The 18,588-nt window shown below is 75.4% G+C and carries 15 protein-coding genes; 9 read left to right on the top strand and 6 right to left on the bottom strand.

Annotation, left to right across the window (positions count from 1 at the left end):
* Positions 1-122 precede the first annotated feature (122 nt).
* The 4 genes from AB0F01_RS28150 to AB0F01_RS28135 all read left to right on the top strand — a co-directional run bounded on the left by AB0F01_RS28150 (position 123) and on the right by AB0F01_RS28135 (position 4,602).
* On the top strand, positions 123-1,310 hold the full coding sequence (locus AB0F01_RS28150) for a trypsin-like peptidase domain-containing protein (protein WP_362101295.1): 1,188 nt from the start codon (positions 123-125) through the stop codon (positions 1,308-1,310).
* 211 nt (positions 1,311-1,521) lie between these two features.
* Positions 1,522-2,274, top strand: coding sequence for a response regulator transcription factor (locus AB0F01_RS28145; RefSeq protein WP_362101292.1), 753 nt, complete (start codon positions 1,522-1,524; stop codon positions 2,272-2,274).
* A complete protein-coding gene (locus tag AB0F01_RS28140; protein WP_362101289.1) occupies positions 2,271-3,746 on the top strand; it encodes a HAMP domain-containing sensor histidine kinase in 1,476 nt (491 codons plus the stop codon). Before AB0F01_RS28145 ends, AB0F01_RS28140 begins: the two co-directional genes overlap by 4 nt.
* Positions 3,747-3,912: 166 nt before the next feature.
* Complete coding sequence (locus tag AB0F01_RS28135; RefSeq protein WP_362101286.1) at positions 3,913-4,602, top strand: hypothetical protein; 690 nt, start codon at positions 3,913-3,915, stop codon at positions 4,600-4,602.
* Between the two features lie 168 nt (positions 4,603-4,770).
* Here AB0F01_RS28135 and AB0F01_RS28130 read toward each other — a convergent pair whose 3' ends face one another.
* Positions 4,771-6,600 carry a bifunctional metallophosphatase/5'-nucleotidase gene (locus tag AB0F01_RS28130; protein ID WP_362101284.1) on the bottom strand — a complete coding sequence of 610 codons (1,830 nt, stop codon included), beginning with the start codon at positions 6,598-6,600 and terminating at the stop codon, positions 4,771-4,773.
* Positions 6,601-6,836: 236 nt separating this feature from the next.
* Between AB0F01_RS28130 and mshD the strand changes: the two genes are divergently transcribed.
* Positions 6,837-7,763 (top strand): mycothiol synthase, encoded by a 927-nt coding sequence (gene mshD / locus AB0F01_RS28125; RefSeq protein ID WP_362101281.1) that lies wholly within the window; start codon positions 6,837-6,839, stop codon positions 7,761-7,763.
* A 301-nt stretch (positions 7,764-8,064) separates the two neighbouring features.
* Here mshD and AB0F01_RS28120 read toward each other — a convergent pair whose 3' ends face one another.
* The 5 genes from AB0F01_RS28120 to AB0F01_RS28100 all read right to left on the bottom strand — a co-directional run bounded on the left by AB0F01_RS28120 (position 8,065) and on the right by AB0F01_RS28100 (position 12,871).
* Complete coding sequence (locus AB0F01_RS28120) at positions 8,065-8,685, bottom strand: ABC transporter (protein WP_362101278.1); 621 nt, start codon at positions 8,683-8,685, stop codon at positions 8,065-8,067.
* Positions 8,686-8,795: 110 nt separating this feature from the next.
* Positions 8,796-10,325 (bottom strand): ABC transporter permease, encoded by a 1,530-nt coding sequence (locus AB0F01_RS28115; RefSeq protein WP_362101275.1) that lies wholly within the window; start codon positions 10,323-10,325, stop codon positions 8,796-8,798.
* On the bottom strand, positions 10,322-11,182 hold the full coding sequence (locus tag AB0F01_RS28110; protein ID WP_362101272.1) for an ABC transporter ATP-binding protein: 861 nt from the start codon (positions 11,180-11,182) through the stop codon (positions 10,322-10,324). Before AB0F01_RS28110 ends, AB0F01_RS28115 begins: the two co-directional genes overlap by 4 nt.
* Positions 11,183-11,375: 193 nt before the next feature.
* Entirely contained in the window at positions 11,376-12,329 is a 954-nt protein-coding gene (locus AB0F01_RS28105) for a zf-HC2 domain-containing protein (protein ID WP_362101269.1), read from the bottom strand.
* Positions 12,326-12,871 (bottom strand): RNA polymerase sigma factor, encoded by a 546-nt coding sequence (locus tag AB0F01_RS28100; protein WP_362101266.1) that lies wholly within the window; start codon positions 12,869-12,871, stop codon positions 12,326-12,328. Before AB0F01_RS28100 ends, AB0F01_RS28105 begins: the two co-directional genes overlap by 4 nt.
* Positions 12,872-12,992: 121 nt before the next feature.
* On the opposite strand from AB0F01_RS28100, the gene AB0F01_RS28095 reads away from it, so the two are divergent.
* From AB0F01_RS28095 to AB0F01_RS28080, 4 genes are all read left to right on the top strand, one after another.
* Positions 12,993-13,397 carry a GntR family transcriptional regulator gene (locus tag AB0F01_RS28095; protein ID WP_362101262.1) on the top strand — a complete coding sequence of 135 codons (405 nt, stop codon included), beginning with the start codon at positions 12,993-12,995 and terminating at the stop codon, positions 13,395-13,397.
* A gap of 675 nt (positions 13,398-14,072) precedes the next feature.
* Positions 14,073-16,307 carry an RNA degradosome polyphosphate kinase gene (locus AB0F01_RS28090; RefSeq protein WP_362101260.1) on the top strand — a complete coding sequence of 745 codons (2,235 nt, stop codon included), beginning with the start codon at positions 14,073-14,075 and terminating at the stop codon, positions 16,305-16,307.
* 106 nt (positions 16,308-16,413) lie between these two features.
* Positions 16,414-17,637: a CHAD domain-containing protein gene (locus AB0F01_RS28085; RefSeq protein ID WP_362101257.1), complete on the top strand. Its 1,224-nt coding sequence runs from the start codon at positions 16,414-16,416 to the stop codon at positions 17,635-17,637.
* Between the two features lie 136 nt (positions 17,638-17,773).
* Positions 17,774-18,238, top strand: a complete 465-nt coding sequence (locus AB0F01_RS28080; RefSeq protein ID WP_362101255.1) for an NUDIX hydrolase — start codon at positions 17,774-17,776, stop codon at positions 18,236-18,238.
* Positions 18,239-18,588 lie beyond the last annotated feature (350 nt).

The following is an 18,588-nucleotide window of genomic DNA, read 5'->3' as shown; positions in this document are numbered from 1 at the left end:
GCGTCGGATGTCATCCACCGGGCACCGGGCTCGGGCGGCCTTATATCGGGCATACGCGGTTCTGCCGGACTTCTCAGCCGTTCCTCAGATCGTTCTCATCGACGGACACGAACCTCGTTGACATGAACGAGACCTTTCGCAGCCCGGGCGACCCGTACGAGACCGAGCGGCCCGCGGCCCCCCGCGCCCCGCAGCACCACCCGCACGCGCAGCCCCCGTCACCGGGGCAGCAGCGCCCGAGCGGTGCGGAGGGCCCGCGGGGCGCGGAGTTCCTGCCGACGGACGGTGCGGAGGGCCCGCGGGGTGCGGAGTTCCTGCCGACGGACGGTGCGGAGGGCCGGGCGGCGGGCGGTGCGGCGCACGCGGAGTGGCCGCCGGTGCCCCCGCACCCTCCGCAGCCCCCTTCCGGCGAGCAGCCGAGCCGCCGTCCCCCGGGGCGCGGGCGGCGCCGCGGTCCTGCGGCACTGCTCGCCGCCGTGGCGATCGTCGCGGCGGCGGTGGGCGGCGGCACCGCGTACGGCATCCAGGAACTCACCGGTCCGGACACGGTCGCCACCGGCAGCGCCTCGACCGCGAACGCGGTCCCGGCCGAACAGAAGGGCACCGTGTCCCAGGTGGCCGCCGCGGTCGGCCCGAGCATCGTCGAGATCAAGGCGGCCACCGGTTCGGGCACCTCGACCGGCTCCGGTGTGGTCATCAGTGAGGACGGCGAGGTCGTCACCAACAACCACGTCGTCGCGGGCGCCTCCTCGATCACCGTCCGCACCAGCGACGGCACCTCCTACACCGCCGAGGTCGTCGGCACCGACAGCGGCAAGGACCTCGCCCTGATCCGGCTCCGGGACGCCTCGGGGCTGAAGGCCGCCACCCTCGGCGACTCCGACGCGGTGAAGGTCGGCGACCAGGTGGTGGCGATCGGCTCCCCCGAGGGCCTCACCGGCACCGTGACCAGCGGCATCGTCTCCGCCCTCGACCGGGACGTGACCGTCGCGACGGAGGAGGGCCGAGGGCAGCAGCAGTGGCAGCAGGGCGAGGGCTGGCCCTTCGAGTTCGGCGGCCGGGAGTTCAACGGCGACACGGGCACCGACACCACGACCTACCAGGCCATCCAGACCGACGCCTCCCTCAACCCCGGCAACTCCGGCGGCGCGCTGATCGACATGAACGGCCACGTGATCGGCATCAACTCCGCGATGTACTCGGCCGGCGGCCCGTCCTCCGACGCGGGCAGCGCGGGCCTGGGCTTCGCCATCCCGGTGAACACCGTCAAGGCGGACCTGCCGGCGCTCCGCTCGGGCGCCACCGGGTGAGCCGGGGCGACCGGCGGACGTGCGAGGCTTGGGATCCCGGGTCCCGGATCCCGGACCTCGGAACCCGGGTCCCGGATCCCCGACCACGGGTGCGGCACCGGGACGGGACCCGCACGGGATCGGGAGCCGGGACACCGAACGCCCGCCCCCGGGCCCGTCCGCACCCCGCACCCCGTACCTCGCACCCCGACGACAGAGGAAAGCCGACTCCATGAGCTCCGTGCCCGCCGACGGCGACCGTGACCGGGACCGTGGTCCCCAGCGCATCCTGATCGTGGACGACGAGCCGGCCGTGCGGGAGGCGCTCCAGCGCAGTCTGGCGTTCGAGGGGTACGACACCGAGGTCGCCGTCGACGGCGTGGACGCCCTGGAGAAGACCGCGGCCTACCGGCCCGACCTGCTCGTCCTGGACATCCAGATGCCCCGCATGGACGGCCTGACCGCCGCCCGCCGCATCCGGGCCACCGGCGACACCACCCCCGTGCTGATGCTCACGGCCCGCGACACCGTCGGCGACCGGGTCACCGGACTGGACGCCGGGGCGGACGACTACCTGGTCAAGCCGTTCGAGCTGGACGAGCTGTTCGCCCGCATCCGGGCCCTGCTGCGCCGCAGCTCCTACGCGGCGGCCGTGGCGGCCTCGGCCGAGACGGACGACGTCCTCACCTTCGCCGACCTCAGCATGAACCTGGTGACGCGGGAGGTCAGCCGGGGCGGGCGGGCGGTGGAGCTGACCCGCACCGAGTTCACCCTGCTGGAGATGTTCATGGCGCACCCGCGCCAGGTCCTCACCCGTGAGCAGATCCTCAAGGCCGTGTGGGGCTTCGACTTCGAGCCGTCGTCGAACTCGCTCGACGTCTACGTCATGTACCTGCGCCGCAAGACCGAGGCGGGCGGCGAACCGCGTCTGGTGCACACCGTGCGGGGCGTGGGCTACGTCCTGCGGCAGGGCGGCGCGGAGTGAGCGGTCCCCTCCACCGCTTCCGCACCCTGCCGATCCGGGCCCGGCTGTCCCTGCTGGTGGCGGCGGCGGTGGCGTTCGCCGTCGCGGCGGTGTCGGTGACGTGCTGGTTCATCGTGCAGGGGAGGCTGTACGAGCAGCTCGACGAGGACCTGCAGAAGGCCACCGTCCTGCAGGGCCCGCAGCGCGAGGGCGAGATCCGCAGCGCCCTCAACACCTGCACGGACACGCCCCGCGACACCGTCGACGGCAGCTTCCAGGACACCTACTCCCAGGTGGTCGGCGCCGACGGCACCGTCTGCCTGTTCCCCAGCTCCGCGGGCCGGATCGAGGTCACCGGGTCGGACCGGAAGGTCATCGCGAGCGCGGGCACCGCCTCCACCGGCGTCCACCGCGACGGCACCGACCAGAACGGCGACCCGGTCCGGGTGCTGGCCCTCCCGCTGGTCATCAACAACCCGTCCACGCTGACGAGTTCGAAGGCGGCCGTCCTGGTGGCGGTCCCCCTGGAGGGCACCCGGGCGACGCTCGACGACCTCGCCCTCATCCTGCTGCTCGTCTCCGGCGTGGGCGTGGTCGGCGCGTCCGCCGCCGGTCTCGCCGTCGCCCGCACCGGACTGCGGCCCGTCGACCGGCTCACCGAGGCCGTCGAACACGTCGCCCGCACCGAGGACCTGGGGGTCCGCATCCCGGTGGACGAGGAGGCCGACGACGAGATCGCCCGCCTGTCCCGCTCGTTCAACTCCATGACGTCCGCGCTGGCCAGCTCCCGCGACCTGCAGCAGCAGCTCATCGCGGACGCCGGGCACGAGCTGCGCACGCCCCTGACCTCGCTGCGCACCAACATCGAACTCCTCACCCGCAGCGAGGAGACCGGCCGCCCCATCCCGCCGGCCGACCGCGCGGCCCTGCTCGCCTCGGTGAAGGCGCAGATGACCGAACTGGCGTCGCTCATCGGCGACCTCCAGGAACTGTCCCGCCCCGACACCGGTCAGCACGCCGGCCGGACCCGGATCGTCGCCTGGCACGACACCGTCGAGGCGGCCCTGCGCCGCGCCCGGCTGCGGGGCCCCGACGTCACCCTCACCGCCGACATCCACCCCTGGTACGTCCGCGCCGAGCCGAGCGCGCTGGAACGCGCCGTCGTCAACGTCCTCGACAACGCGGTGAAGTTCAGCCCCGCGGGCACCACCGTCGACGTCCGGCTGGCCGACGGCGTCCTCACCGTCCGCGACCACGGCCCCGGCATCGCCGCCGACGAACTCCCCCACGTCTTCGACCGGTTCTGGCGCTCCCCCACCGCCCGCGCCCTCCCCGGCTCCGGACTGGGCCTGTCCATCGTCGCCCGCGCCGTCCAGCAGGCCGGCGGCTCCGTCACCCTCACCCCCGCCGAGGACGGCGACGGCACGGTGGCGACGGTACGGCTGCCGGGGGCGCCGACGCCTCCGCCGGAGGTGCCGTCGGAGGTGCCGTAGGCGGGCGGGCGGGGCGAGGTCCCGGGCAGCGCGGGCCCGGGGCGACCGTCGCCCCGGCGCGCGCCCCCCGGCCCGGACGGGTCCCTGATCGTCCCGGGTTCCTACTCACCCGGGTTGAGTAGGAACACCCGGGCGGGGACGCCCTGGGGCTCCTACCGTCGTGATCATGAACGCAGTGACGGGGAAACGCCTTCGCCGGGCCCTCGCGTGGACCGTCGGCGGTCTCCTCCTGGCCGGCGCGGCGGTGACCGCCCGCGGCCTGTGGGAGGGGGAGCCCTATCCGGCCGCCGATCCCGACCGGGTCGCCGTACGGCTGAAGGACCACGCCCAGCAGGTGCTCGACGAGGCGGCACTGCCCCGGGACCGTCCCGCACCGGCACGTGTGGACACGAGCGCCTGCTACTACCGCGGCCTCAGTTACCTCGCCCACTTCGACCAGAGCCGGCGCGACGTGTACGGCTTCACCCTGAACTGGCGTGTGACGGAGGTGCCGGAGGCGGCGGCCCGACGTGCACAGGAGCCGACGCGGCGTCGACTGGAACGGGACGGCTGGGAGTTGAGGTACGAGCGCGACCCCCGCGCGGGCTTCGGTTTCGTCTTCGCGGACCCCCGGACCGGGGAGGCGGTCGACGTGGCCTGGTACCGGCCCACGGGAACCTACGCGGTGTCCGTCAGCGCCCCCTGCGGCACGGTGCCGGACGGCTTCGACGCGTACGACTGGCCGGCGGCCGCGTGGACCCCCGCACGAGCCGGCCGGCCCGGGCGTCCGGCCCCGCACGGCCTCCCGGCCGGGGTGCGCTCGGACGAGCGCCCCGCGGACACCCGGGGCGCCACTGCTCACGCAGTGGGACGGTGATGTCCTCCGGAAGACCCCCGGCGCACGGGGACCCTCCGGGCGTGCCGCACACCGGACGGACATGCCGCGGGGCCGGTACGGACGCTGGACGCGTCCCGTACCGGCCCCGGCGTGATCGGGCGGGGGTCGGACGGTCACCGCACGATCAGACGGTCCACGATCAGACGGTCACTGCACGATCGTGATGCGGTCCGCGGCCGGCGGGGCCAGCGGGGAGGAGGCCGACGAGTTGGCCGTCAGGTACTGCTCCAGCGCGGTCAGGTCGTCGGCGCCGACGAGGTCGTCGGTGCCTTCGCCCAGGGTCGGGAAGCCGTCGCCGCCGCCCGCGAGGAAGCTGTTGGTGGCGACCCGGTAGGAGGCGTCCGGGTCGATCGGAGCGCCGTCGAGCTGGATGGAGTCCGTCACCACGCGGTCCGCGCCCGACTTGGTGAGGTCCAGGGTGTAGGTGAGCCCGGCGGAGACCTGGAGGATCTTCGGTGCGGCCTCGTTCGGCCCGCTGACCTGCTCCTTGAGCGCCTGGATCAGCTGCGCGCCGGTGAACGTCTGGAGGTTGACCGTGTTCGCGAAGGGCTGCACGGTGAAGGCCTCGGCGAAGGTGACCACGCCGTCGCCCTCGGCGCCGCTCGCCGCGTGGGTGAGGGAGGCACGGATGCCGCCGGGGTTCATCAGGGCGAGGTCGGTCTCCGGGTCCAGCGTCCTGGCGTACTGGAGCTGGGCGTCGGCGATGAGGTCGCCGAGCGGGGACTCGGTGCCGTCGCGCACGATGTCACCGGAGATGTAGCCGATCGCGCGGTTGCCGATGGGGGCGGCCAGGGTGTTCCACTTGTCGATCAGGCGCGTCATGTCGGGCGCCTTCGGGACGTCCCGGGTGACGACGTGGTTCGCGGACTTCACGGCCGTACGGGCGATGTCACCGGTCCGGCGGTCGTAGGTGAGCGTGGTGTCCGTGTAGAGGCGGCCGAAGGACGCGGCCGAGGTGACCGTGCGCGGCTTGCCCGACGGGTCCGGGATCGTGCACGCGTACGCCGCGTGGGTGTGGCCGGTGACCAGGGCGTCGACGTCCGGCGTGATGTTCTTGGCGATGTCCGCGATCGGACCGGAGATGCCGTCACCGGCGCCCGGGGAGTCGCAGTCGTAGTTGTAGTCCTGGGAGGCCGGGAAGCCGCCCTCGTGGATGAGCGCCACGATGGACTTCACGCCCTTGCGGCGCAGCTCCCGGGCGTACTTGTTGATCGTGTCGACCTCGTCCTCGAAGGACAGGCCCTTCACGCCCTCGGCGGAGACGATGTCCGGGGTGCCCTCCAGGGTCACGCCGATGAAGCCGACCTTGACGTCCCGCTTCTTCCACACCCAGTAGGGCTTCAGCAGCGGCTTCCCCGACTTCTGGTCGACGACGTTCGCGGCCAGGTAGGGGAAGTCGGCGCCCTTGAACTTCTTGTCCGTGTAGCAGCCGTCGGTGGGGTGGCAGCCGCCGTTCTGCAGGCGGCGCAGCTCGCGGGCGCCCTCGTCGAACTCGTGGTTGCCGACCGAGGTGACGTCGAGGTCCAGCTTGTTCAGCGCCTCGATGGTGGGCTCGTCGTGGAAGAGGCCCGAGAGCAGCGGGGAGGCGCCCACCATGTCACCGCCCGCCGCGGTGATGGAGTAGCGGTTGCCCTTGCGGGCCTCGCGCAGGTGCGTGGCCAGGTACTCCACGCCACCCGCGTCGATGGTCTTCTGCGTGCCGTCCGGCTGGAGTTCGGTGACCCGGCCGGACGAACCCGTCGGCGGTTCCAGGTTGCCGTGCAGGTCGTTGAAGGACAGCAACTGCACGTCCTGGTACCGGTTCGGGTGGTGGTGGCCGTGCGGGCCGCCCTTGCCGCCGTGGTGCTCGCCGGCGCTCGCCGCCCCGGGCAGCGCCGCCGCGGCCAGCGCCCCGGCGGTGAGCACACCGGCGGCGGCGAGAAGACGGGTGGTACGGCGTCTGCGGCGCGGCTGGTGCGCCGGGGATGTGGCTGGCATGCGCCCCCCTGTGGGTCGACGTGGATCTGGACGGGGCCGTGGGACACGGCGGGCCGCCCGGCGCAGCCTAGAGTCAACGCGCGTAGCGCGACAGGGGTTTCCCGGTTACAGCCTGGTTTATCTTTGGCGCGCCGGGGTGACGCGGGGGACGGTCCGCTCCCCGGGGGCCCGCCCGTACCGGCGACCCGTTCGCCGCCGCCCGCCGGATCGCCGCCCCGCCCCTTACCCTCGTACGCATGACCAGCGACGACATCGCACGGCCCGGAAGCCCCCGTTCGCTCCACACCCTCGACGCGCTCTCCCCCGAGCAGACCGAGGCGGTGCTCGCCCTGCTCTCCGAGGCCGCCCGCGCGGACGGGCAGCAGGCGGTGTCCGAGCAGGGGCGGCTGCAGCTGCGCGGCGGACAGCGCGAGGGCGTGTCCCACCTGCTGCTCACCGTCGAGGGTGAACTCGTCGGCTACGCCCAGCTGGAGGACACCGACCCGGTGGAACCGCCCGCCGCCGAACTGGTCGTGCACCCCTCGCACCGCGGGCGGGGACACGGACGGGCCCTCGGCACCGCGCTGCTCGCCGCCTCCGGCAAGCGGCTGCGGGTCTGGGCGCACGGCGGTCACTCCGCGGCCCGGCACCTCGCCCAGGTCCTCGGTCTCACCCTGTTCCGCGAACTGCGCCAGATGCGGCGGCCGTTGACCGGCTTCCCGCTGCCGGACCCGGTGGCCCCCGAGGGCGTGACGGTGCGTCCCTTCGTCCCCGGGCAGGACGACGCCGCCTGGCTCGCGCTGAACGCCGCCGCCTTCGCCCACCACCCCGAGCAGGGCTCGCTCACCCAGCGGGACCTGGACGACCGCAAGGCCGAGCCGTGGTTCGACCCCGAGGGCTTCTTCCTCGCCGAACGGGACGGGCGGCTCGTCGGTTTCCACTGGACCAAGGAGCACCGGGAGGAGGGCCTCGGTGAGGTGTACGTCGTCGGCGTCGGACCGGACGAACAGGGCAGCGGGCTCGGCACCTACCTCACCACGGTCGGCCTGCGTCACCTCGCGGAGCGCGGGCTGCCCACGGCGATGCTCTACGTCGACGCCGACAACAAGGCGGCCGTGTCGGTCTACGAACGCCTGGGGTTCACCACCCACGAGACCGACCTCATGTACCGCACGGAGAGCTGACCGACCACGCGTCCCCGGCCGCCCCGCGGTCATCGGCCTGCGGCCATCGCCCCGCGGCCATCGCCCTGCGGTCATCGCCCCGCGGTCTCCCTGCGGGGGCACCGCGCGGCACCGCCGGCCGACCGGACCGTCCCGCGGGCCGGACGGGCCCGCCGCTCCGGCCGGCCGGTTCGCCCCGCCGGTCGGCCACCCCCCGTCACCCCGTCCCGTCGGCCACCGAGAAGGCCGGCCGACGGCCGCGCCCACGCCCGCGCCCCCGGCCGGGCACGCGGGCGTGGACCGGCCGCCGGGGCGCGGTCCGCTACGACCCGCGCAGCGCCCTGCGCCGCAGCGGCTCCGTCGAGCAGACCGCCCACAGCAGGACCGCCACGCACAGCAGCACCGCCCACCGGTCGTGCGCCGCCGCCCACCGGTCGTCGCCGGGGACGACGAACAGGGGCCATCTCTCCGGCCACAGCAGCGGCGCCACGACGGTCGAGGCGAGCAGCGCCCCCGCGACGGCCTGCCCCGGCCGGGTGCTGTCGGAGCGGTGCACCGCGCAGGCGGCGCCGGCCAGGGCCAGCGCGACGGCGGTGGCCGCCTCCAGGGTCATGTCCCCGGCCGGGGGCCGGACGGACGGCGGGACGAGCAGCAGCGCGGCCGTCCACCACAGGGCGGCGACCGGGGCGACGAGGACCAGCCGCAGGGTGTGCCGGACGGCACGCCGGGTGGGGACGGCGGCCGTGGTGTGCCGGGCCGGGTCGTCCAGCAGGAAGGCCAGGCCCGCCGCGAACGCCACGGCGGACGCCCGCAGCGCGTTCACCGTGGACCACGGTGACGGGTCCTGCGTCATCCGGGGGACCGCGGCGAGCAGCAGGCCCACCGCGCTCCCCGCCCCGAGCGCCCACCAGGGCAGGGTCCGCGCGACCGGCCGCACCAGCACGGGCACCAGCCTCCGCAGGCGGGCCCGCCCCGCCCCGGGCCCGCCCGCCGGGGCCGATGACGCCGAGGCGGACGGCGCCGGCGCCGGGGCCGGCGAGGGCCGGCGTCCGCTCACAGGCACGCGTCCTCACCCTCCGGCGCGTCGAGACCCAGCACCTCGGCGACCCGGTCGGTGGTGACCTTCGGGGTGGTCAGCTCCCGCCAGTTCGCCCGTACCCTCTCGGCCACCTCGCCGCGAGGGCGGTCCAGCAGTTCGCGGACCACCTCGGTGTGCGCGGCCGTCATGTACGTCGGCTCGGTCTGCGAGATGACGACGGCGCCGCCCGTGTCGGTGTCGTCCAGGCGCACCCGGCGCAGGTCGGCCACCGGGTCGGGCCGTCCGGCGAGCGCCAGCCACATGACGGTGACCGTGCGGCCGTCGCACACCGTCGCTGCCTCCTTCTCGCTCCCCGCGACCAGCACACCGGCCACGGCGGTGGTGAACTCCGGGACGCGGTTGCCTCCCCAGGACGTGCCGACCGTCACCTCGCCGGGCGCGGTGAGCGGGGGGATCGCGGAGTCGCTGGACAGGCCGTCGCGGGCCTCCACGCGCTGGCGCACCACCAGCGCGCGGTCACCGGCGGCGTCACCGGCGAGTGCGGTGACCCCCTTCAGGGCGCGGTCCCAGTCGGCGGTGCGCGGGGTCCACTCGGGGAAGGCGCAGTACCGCGCGCCGTCGTGGTCGGTGCACTCGTGCACCTCCTGCGGAGTGGCCGAGTACCGCACCCGGGCCTGCTCCGTCGCCGGCGGGAGCCCGCCGGACTGCCCCACCGCCCCGACCACCGTGAGCACCGCCGCCCCGGCGCAGGCGGCCCGCACGGACCACAGCCGCGCGGCGCCGGACAGCAGCACGGCGGCCAGGGCCAGGGTCAGCGCGAGCCCGGCGAGGTAGACGGCGTGCCAGGCGGCGGGCCGGCCCAGCAGGACGGACGGGTAGGTCTGGCCGCCGGTCTCCTGGACCAGCGGCAGCAGCCAGCGGGTCGCGCTGTCCTCCGCGGTGTCGGCGGACGACAGCAGGGCGTAGAACAGGCACAGGACGATCGCCAGCGGGGCGGCGAGCCCCGACGTCACCAGCCGGGCCAGCACGGCACCCGACGCGCCGAGCAGCAGCACGCACAGCGGACCCACGAGCAGCTCACCCGGCTCCCCCTGCCCGACCGCGCCGGGCTTGAGGGCCTCCCAGGTGAACTGCACCGCCACGCACACCGCCGTGAGCAGGGCCACGGCCACCACGGACAGCAGGTGCGCGGCGGTACGGCACCACTGCGGGAGCACCAGCACCCGCAGGTGGCGCTCAGTGTCGTGGCGTCGGGCCCGCAGCATGGCCTGGTTGACGCCGAGCAGGACGGCGAAGCCGACGAGCAGCGGGGCGCCCTGGGTGGCGCGGTCGGCGTCATGGAGCGCCGGGAAGCCGTCCCAGGACGTGCGCGTCCGCCACACCACGTGGGCCGCGTACAGGGCGAAGGCGACGAGGACGGGCACCCGCCGCAGCAGGAGGACCGTCTCGAAGCGGGCCAGGGCGAACACGGCCGCCCAGGAGCCGCCCCGGGCGGCGGTCACGGCCTGCGGGGCGGGGGCCGGGGTACGGGTCGCGGTGGTCACGCCGTCACCTCCGCGCCGGCGCCGTCGAGGGTGAGCAGGTAACCGTCCTCCAGGGTGGGGTCGAGGAGTTCGGCGCCCGGCGGCGGATCACCGACGTTGCGGTACGTGCCCTGGCCCGTGCGCCAGCCGGCCCGGGCGCCGGGGGCGCGCTCGGCGCTGCTCCACACCCGGCCCTCGGCCCGGGCGGTCAGTTCGGCGGGGGTGCCCTCGAAGCGGACGGTGCCGGCGGCCATGACGACCACCCGGTGGCAGAGCATCGCCACGTCCTCCGTCTGGTGCGTCGACAGCAGCACGGTGCGGCCCTCACCGGCCCGCGCGATCAACTCGCGGAACCGCATGCGCTGTTCGGGGTCCAGGCCGACGGTCGGCTCGTCCAGGACGAGGAACCCGGGGTCGCCGACCAGGGCGGCGGCCAGGGCGACCCGCTGGCGCATCCCGCCGGACAGCTTCCGGATGCGCTTGCCGCGCACGTCGGCGAGGCCCACCTCGTCGAGGACCCGCCGCACCTCGCGGTGCCGGGCGGAACGGTCGGTCAGCTCCTTGAGGATCGCCACGTAGTCGACGAACTCGAAGGCGGTGAAGTCGGGGTGGAAGCCGGGCGTCTGCGGCAGGTAGCCGAGGACGCGCCGCACCTCCTGGCGTCCGCGCGAGGTGGCGGGGTCGTGGCCGAGCACCGTGAAGGCCCCGCGGTCGGCGGGTACGGCGGTGGCGAGCACCCGCAGCAGCGTGGTCTTGCCCGCGCCGTTGGGCCCGAGCAGCCCGGTGACGCCGGTGGACAGCGTCAGCGACACGTCGTCGAGGGCGCGGGTGCCCCCGTAGCGGAGGCTCAGCCCGGAGGCGGAGACGGCAGGGGTCATGCGGAACTCCCGTGGATCGCGCGGCGCGGTGCCGCGAGGGGACGGAGGGAAGGGCAGAGGGGGGAAGCCGGACGCGGAAGGACGGGTGGGGCGGCCACGGCCGGCCCGGAGTCCGGCGGCCCGGGGACCGGCGGCCCGGGGACCGGCGGCCCGGGGACCGGCGGCCCGGGGACCGGCGGCCCGGCGGCACCGGTCAGCCGGCCGCCGGGCCGCCGCCCAGGTCGAAGCGTTCGCGCAGCAGCAGGACGAGTGCCGCGCCGGCCGCCGCGACCAGGGCGGACGCGCCCTGCCCCGCCGCGGTGAACGGGGCCAGCGGGTCGTCGGCGCCCGCCCGGGCGGCGTCCGCGGCGACCAGCACCGCGACCCAGCCGCCGCCGACGAGGAGCGGCGCCAGGGCCGGACCGAGCCGGGGGGTCAGGGCGAGGCAGGTGGCCGTGAGCGCGAGTGCGGGCAGCAGCCAGGCCAGGGCCCGCGGCCCGTACCCGGGCAGGGCGAGCGTGGCCAGCCCGTTGAGGCCGAGCGCCACCGCCAGCACCGCCACCGTGCGGATCATCAGCAGCCGGAACCCGTGCGTCGGCGCGACCACCGCCATCTCGTACGTGGGATCCAGCGCCGGGCCGTAGGACAGCGCCACCCCGGCCAGCGGCAGCAGCGGCGCGAGGGCCAGGAAGAGGGTGGGCGAGGCGGCGTCCCGGGCGGCGTGCGTGGCCAGCACGGTGAGCGCCAGGACGGCGACGACCGCGCCCAGCCAGGAGCGTCGCAGCACCGGGGTGGCCGCGAGCAGCCGCGCGGTGTGGTCGGCGACGCCGGCCCGCACCAGCAGGGACTCCAGCAGACCCGTGCGGGGCGCGTCCAGGGCGGCGTCGAGCCGCTCCCAGCCGGCGTCCAGGGCGACGGGGTCGGCGGCCTCGGCGAGCACCGCCCGGCAGGCGGCGCAGGCGGTGAGGTGGCTGTCGGCCGACCAGAGCATCGGCGCCGCCAGCTCGCCGCGCGCGTAGGCCCGCAGGTCCTCCTCGGGCACGTGCCAGCCGGTCTTGGCGCCGGAGGAGCGCCCCGCGCGGCCCCCGGCGGGGTCCCCGCCGGAGGGGCCCCGCACACCGTCGTCCCGGTCGTCGCCGGCCGGGCCGTGTGAAGGTGGGTACGTCATGCCAGCGCCTCCCGCAGTTGCTTGCGGGCACGCATCGCCCGCGTCTTGACCGTGCCCGGCGGGATGCCCAGCAGGACGGCGGCCTCACGGGTGGTCAGCCCGTCCAGCACCGTCGCCTGGAGCACCGCGCGCAGTTCCGGGGAGAGCCGGACCAGCGCACCCGCCAGGTCCCCGTGCTCCACCCCGGCGAGCACCCGCTCCTCCGCCGACGCCTCGTCCCGGTGCCGCAGCCGGGCCAGCGTCTGCCGCAGCCGGCCCCGGGCGCCGGCGCCGCGCAGGGCGTCGACGAGCCGCCGGGAGGCGATCCGCCACAGCCAGCCGGCGGCGTCCGCACCGGTCTCCCGGTAGCGGGCGGTGCCGCGCCAGACGGCCAGGAAGGTCTCCTGGACGACGTCGTCGACGACCCCCGCGTCGGAGCACCGGCCGCGCATCCGGGCGGTCAGCCACGGCGCGTACCGCCGGTACAGCTCCTCGAAGGCGCGCCGGTCCCGCTCCTCGGCGATGGCGGCCAACAGCTCGCCGTCGCTTCTCGTTTCGCTCACGTCCTCCTCATCGCACGGGCCGGACCGAACGGTTCACCCGCGTGTCCCGGATCACGATTGACTTCTCCGCTGGCCTCCACCACCCTTTCCCTACTCAATTAGGGAAAGGGTGGTTCACCGCGTGGTCGACTACCGCATCGACCGGCACTCCGGTGTCGCCACCTACCTGCAGATCGTGCAGCAGACCAAACAGGCCCTCCGGCTGGGGCGGCTGCGGCCCGGTGACCGGCTGCCCACGGCCCGGGAGGTCGTCGAGGCCACCGCCATCAACCCCAACACCGTTCTGAAGGCGTACCGCGAACTGGAACGCGAGGGCCTGGTGGAGGCCCGGCGCGGCCTCGGCACCTTCGTCCGGCGCGCCCTCGGCACCACCGCCGCCTCCCCGCTGCGCGCGGAACTGGAGGACTGGGCGGCCCGGGCCCGGCGGTCCGGGCTGGAACGGGAGGACGTCGCCGCGCTCTTCACCGCCGTACTCGACACGCACTACCCGGACCACCGGACGACCCCCCGGAAAGACCCGTCATAAGCCACCCGGCCCTCGAGGCGACCGCGCGCGGCAAGCGCTCCGGCCACCGCGGGACGCAGGCGCTGCGCGACCACTCCTCCCGCCTGCCCACCGTCCGCGTCCGCTCCTCCCGCCTGCCCACCGGCCGCGTCCGTGCCGTCGTCGGGCCCGACGGCGCGGGCAGGTCCACGCCGCTCACCCTGGCCGCCGGACGGTCGGTGCCCGCTGGGGGCACGGTCACCGGGGTCGGCGGCACGCCCGCGTCGGCCCGCACCCGGGCCGGCCACGTCGACCCCTGCGTCCGCACAGCCGAACACGGCGATCAGCGATCCGGGCGCGCCAGGAGGCGGCCTGGACGAGCGGGGCTGCGGCGGTCGGCCGCCGCCTCGCATGCGAGCCCGCCCGGTCGCCGTGGGAGACCGAACGCGCCGACGGAAGCGTCGGGCGAGGCACGGCACGGGCCGTCCGCGGCCTCGTGGCAGGCCAGGCGGCTTCCGCGTCCGCAGGACGTCATGTCGCCGTAACCGTCGGTTCAGACGGGCTTGGGACGCTCGGCGCATGCCTCCTGCCGCGCCAGAGCCGACGCCGACGCCCACCTGGCGGAACGGGCGGAACGGGCACGCCCCGGCGGCCCCACGGTTCCCGGCCTCGGTTTCCGGCGCGCCCGGGACGGGGTCCGCGCGGAACAATGGGTCCATGAGCCAGCCGAATGCCCAGGCACAGGTACCGCCCGCGCAGCCCTCCGTGGGCTCCATCGCCGCGCACCGTCCGCACACCGTGGCGGGCGTGGTCTCCGATCTGGAACCCGACATCGACGCCGACCTCGACGGTTACGAGGAGCTGCCGGGCGGCGACGCCGCCGCCCTGCCGCAGGGTCGTTTCCTCGACCGGGAACGCAGCTGGCTCGCCTTCAACGAGCGCGTCCTCGAACTGGCCGAGGACCCCGACACCCCGCTGCTGGAGCGTGCCAACTTCCTCGCGATCTTCGCCAGCAACCTGGACGAGTTCTTCATGGTCCGGGTGGCCGGACTCAAGCGCCGCATCGCCACCGGGGTCGCCACCCGCTCCGCCTCCGGACTCCAGCCCCGCGAGGTGCTGGAGATGATCTGGGCCCGCTCGCGCGAACTGATGGCCCGGCACGCCGCCTGCTACCACGAGGACGTCGCCCCCGCCCTGGCGGAGGAGGGCATCCACCTGGTCCGCTGGAACGAGCTGACGGAGAAGGAGCAGGCCCGCCTGTTCACCCTCTTCCGGCACCAGATCTTCCCGGTGCTGACCCCCCTGGCGGTCGACCCGGCGCACCCCTTCCCGTACATCTCCGGCCTGTCCCTGAACCTGGCCGTCGTCGTCCGCAACCCCGTCACCGGGCACAAGCACTTCGCCCGGGTGAAGGTGCCGCCGCTGCTGTCCCGCTTCCTGGAGAGCTCCCCGGGCCGCTACGTCCCCCTGGAGGACGTCATAGCCGCCCACCTGGAGGAGCTCTTCCCCGGCATGGAGGTGCTGGAGCACCACGCCTTCCGGCTCACCCGCAACGAGGACCTGGAGGTCGAGGAGGACGACACGGAGAACCTGCTCCAGGCGCTGGAGAAGGAGCTGATGCGGCGCCGCTTCGGGCCCCCGGTGCGCCTGGAGGTGGAGGAGTCCATCGACCGCGAGGTGCTGGATCTGCTGGTGCGCGAGCTGAAGATCAGCGAGGCCGAGGTCTACCCGCTGCCCGGCCCGCTCGACCTCACCGGCCTCTTCCGCATCCACGGTCTGGACCGCCCGGAGCTGAAGTACCCGAAGTTCATCGCCGGCACCCACCGGGACCTCGCGGAGGTGGAGTCCGCCTCCGCCCCCGACATCTTCGCCGCGCTGCGCAGCCGCGACGTGCTGCTGCACCACCCCTACGACTCCTTCTCGACCTCCGTGCAGGCGTTCCTGGAGCAGGCCGCCGCCGACCCGGACGTCCTCGCCATCAAGCAGACCCTGTACCGCACCTCCGGCGACTCCCCGATCGTGGACGCCCTCATCGACGCCGCCGAGTCCGGCAAGCAGGTGCTGGTGCTGGTCGAGATCAAGGCCCGCTTCGACGAGCACGCCAACATCAAGTGGGCACGCAAGCTGGAAGAATCCGGCTGCCACGTCGTCTACGGCCTGGTCGGGCTGAAGACGCACTGCAAGCTGTCCCTGGTGGTACGACAGGAGGGCGAGACGCTCCGGCGCTACAGCCACGTCGGCACCGGCAACTACCACCCGAAGACGGCCCGCCTCTACGAGGACCTCGGCCTGCTCACCGCCGACCCGCAGGTCGGCGCGGACCTCTCCGACCTGTTCAACCGCCTCTCCGGCTACTCCCGCCGGGAGACCTACCGGCGGCTGCTGGTCGCCCCGAAGTCGCTGCGGGACGGCCTGGTCTCCCGGATCGACAAGGAGGCCCAGCACCACCGCGCCGGGCGCCCCGCCTACGTGCGCATCAAGGTCAACTCGATGGTCGACGAGGCCGTCATCGACGCCTGCTACCGGGCGTCCCGGGCGGGCGTGCCGGTGGACATCTGGGTGCGCGGCATCTGCGCGATCCGGCCGGGCGTGCCGGGGCTGTCGGAGAACGTCCGGGTCCGCTCCGTCCTCGGCCGCTTCCTCGAACACTCCCGGGTCTTCGCCTTCGGCAACGGCGGCGAACCCGAGGTGTGGATCGGCAGCGCGGACATGATGCACCGCAACCTCGACCGCCGCATAGAGGCCCTGGTGCGGGTCACCGACCCGGCCCACCGGGCCTCGCTGAACCGCCTCCTGGAGACGGGCATGTCCGACGCCACCGCGTCCTGGCACCTGGACGCGGACGGAGAGTGGACCCGGCACGCGACCGACGCCGACGGCCGGCCCCTGCGCAACATCCAGGAGATGCTCATAGACGCCCGGAGGCGCCGGCGTGGCACAGCGACACCCTGACCCGACGGGCCCGACCGACCTGACTGGCCCGACCGACCCGACGGTCCCGGCCACCCCAACGGGCCCGACTGGCCCGGCGGACCCGACGCACCCGGCGGCCGGCCCCGTGCCGGTCGCCGCCCTGGAGCGCCACCTGCGCGCCCAGGCCACGGCGTTCCTCCGCGCGCTGCGCCTGCACCGGGAGACCGGCCCGGGCGCCACGCCGGAGGAGTCCGCCGAGGCGGCCCGGGCGCTGCGCCGCTCGGCCCGCCGCATCAGCGCCGGACTGCACACCTTCCAGCCGCTGCTGGACCGGGACTGGGCACAGGCCCTCAGCCCGGAACTCGCCTGGGTCTCCGGCACCCTGGCCGTGGAGCACGGCTGCACGGCCCGCCGGGAACGGCTGCTGGCGGCCCTGCACCGCCTTTCCGGCGCCCCCGTGCTCCCCGTCCAGGCGGCACCCGACCCCGGGACGCCCCCGGCCCACGCCGCCTCCCGGCCGCCGGACGCCCACGGCTCCCCCGCCGCGCCCCCACCCGGCCGCCCCGGCACCGGCGCACCGGCCGCGGTCCGGTCCCGTACCACCACCGCCACGACGCCCCTCCCGCCGCCGTCCCCGGCCACGACCACCGCGACGGCCCCGCCCCCCGGCACCGCCCTCCCCCTCCCCGACCGGGGCAACCTCACCGTGGGCGCCGTCAAGGCGGGCGCCCTGCTGGACCGGCAGCTCACGCTCGCCCGGACCCGGGCCCACTCCACCGCCCTCCAGGCGCTGCGCTCCGCCCGCTTCCACGCGGTCGCCGACCAGGTCGCCGTGCTGGCCAGCGAGGTCCCGCTGGCCCCGGCCGCGCACCGGACCGACCTGCGGGTCCCGGCCGCCGCCGCCCGGGACCGCCTCGCCGACGCCGTGGCCGCGCTGCCCCTCGTCACCGCGGGCAGCCCGTACAACGCACAGGCGCTGATCCACGGGCTGTCCCCGGACCCGGCGCCCCACCCGCACGACGCCCCCTGGCACCAGGTCCGCCTGCTGCTGCGCCTGCACCGCTACGCCCGCGAGGTACTGCGCGGCGACGACCACGACGACCACGACGACCACGGCGACGGCCCTCCGGGCGGGGCCCCGCCCGCCTCCGCCGACGCGGCCCTGCTGGCCGCCGGCGAGGCCCTGGACCGGCACCGGGACGCCGCCGAGGCCGCGACCGCCGCCGCGCAGGCCGCGCGCACCCCGCGCATCGCCCCCGCCACGGCGTACGCGCTCGGCGTGCTCCACGCCGACCAGCGGCACGAGGTGGAGGCCGCGCGGTACGCGTTCCAGCGCTGCTGGCGCAAGGATGTCCTCGGGGCACCGTAGGCACGCGGGCCCACCGGCCGCCGGGACGCCCGGGACACGCGGACCCACCGGCCGCGGCCGGGACGCCCCGCTCACGCGGCCCGCGGCACCGGCACCGGCACCGGCACCGGCCGGGACCCAGGAAGGCGGGACTCCCATGGCGCACGGCCCTCTCACGGTCCAGGCGGCGGGCTGCGTCCTGTGGCGGTACTCGCCCGTGACGGGTGGGCTGGAGCTGTGTCTCGTCCACCGTCCCAAGTACGACGACTGGTCCTGGCCCAAGGGCAAGCTCAAGCGCGGCGAGGACCCGCTCGCGGGGGCCCTGCGCGAGGTCGCCGAGGAGACCGGCCACACGGCCGCCCCGGGCGCCGAGCTGCCCTCCGTGCACTACCTGGCCGACGGCCGCCCCAAACGGGTCCGTTACTGGGCCGCCCGGGCCGTCTCCGGCGGCTTCACCCCGAACGACGAGGTGGACCGCGTCCTGTGGCTCCCCCCGGACCGGGCCCGCGAGCGCCTCACCGCACCGCGCGACGCCGACCTCGTGGACGACCTGCTCGCCCACCTCGCCCACCTCGCCACCTCCGGCGAAAGGGACGGCCGGCCGCCCACGGGTTCCGCGTAGGGCCCCGCCGGCACCGGCGGGCGAACGGCGCGCCCTGTGCGCCCGGCCCGGTGCGAACGCCCGGCCGTAAGGCCGCCCGACCGGGCGACCGGGCGACCGTCCCAGACCGGACGACCGTACGCCCCCGTCCGCCTCGTACCGCCTCATGCCCCCTCGCACGCCCTCGGCGCCCTCGTGCGCCCTCGTACGGACCCCCGCCGGAGCCGACGGACCGCCCCCTCCCCCGGCACCCGTCCGCGCCCGACCCGTGCCCGGCCCGTGTCCGGGACGTGAGCGTTCCGTGACCTCACCGCACCGTCCTCAGGGGTTCACCCCTCGTTCATGTACGGCCATCGGCGGCTTCACCTGTT

It is taken from the genome of Streptomyces sp. NPDC029526 (assembly GCF_040637405.1).
Classification (GTDB): Bacteria; Actinomycetota; Actinomycetes; order Streptomycetales; family Streptomycetaceae; genus Streptomyces.
The sequence above is the reverse complement of the archived record's forward strand: the minus strand, read 5'-3'. Positions and strand labels throughout refer to the sequence as shown.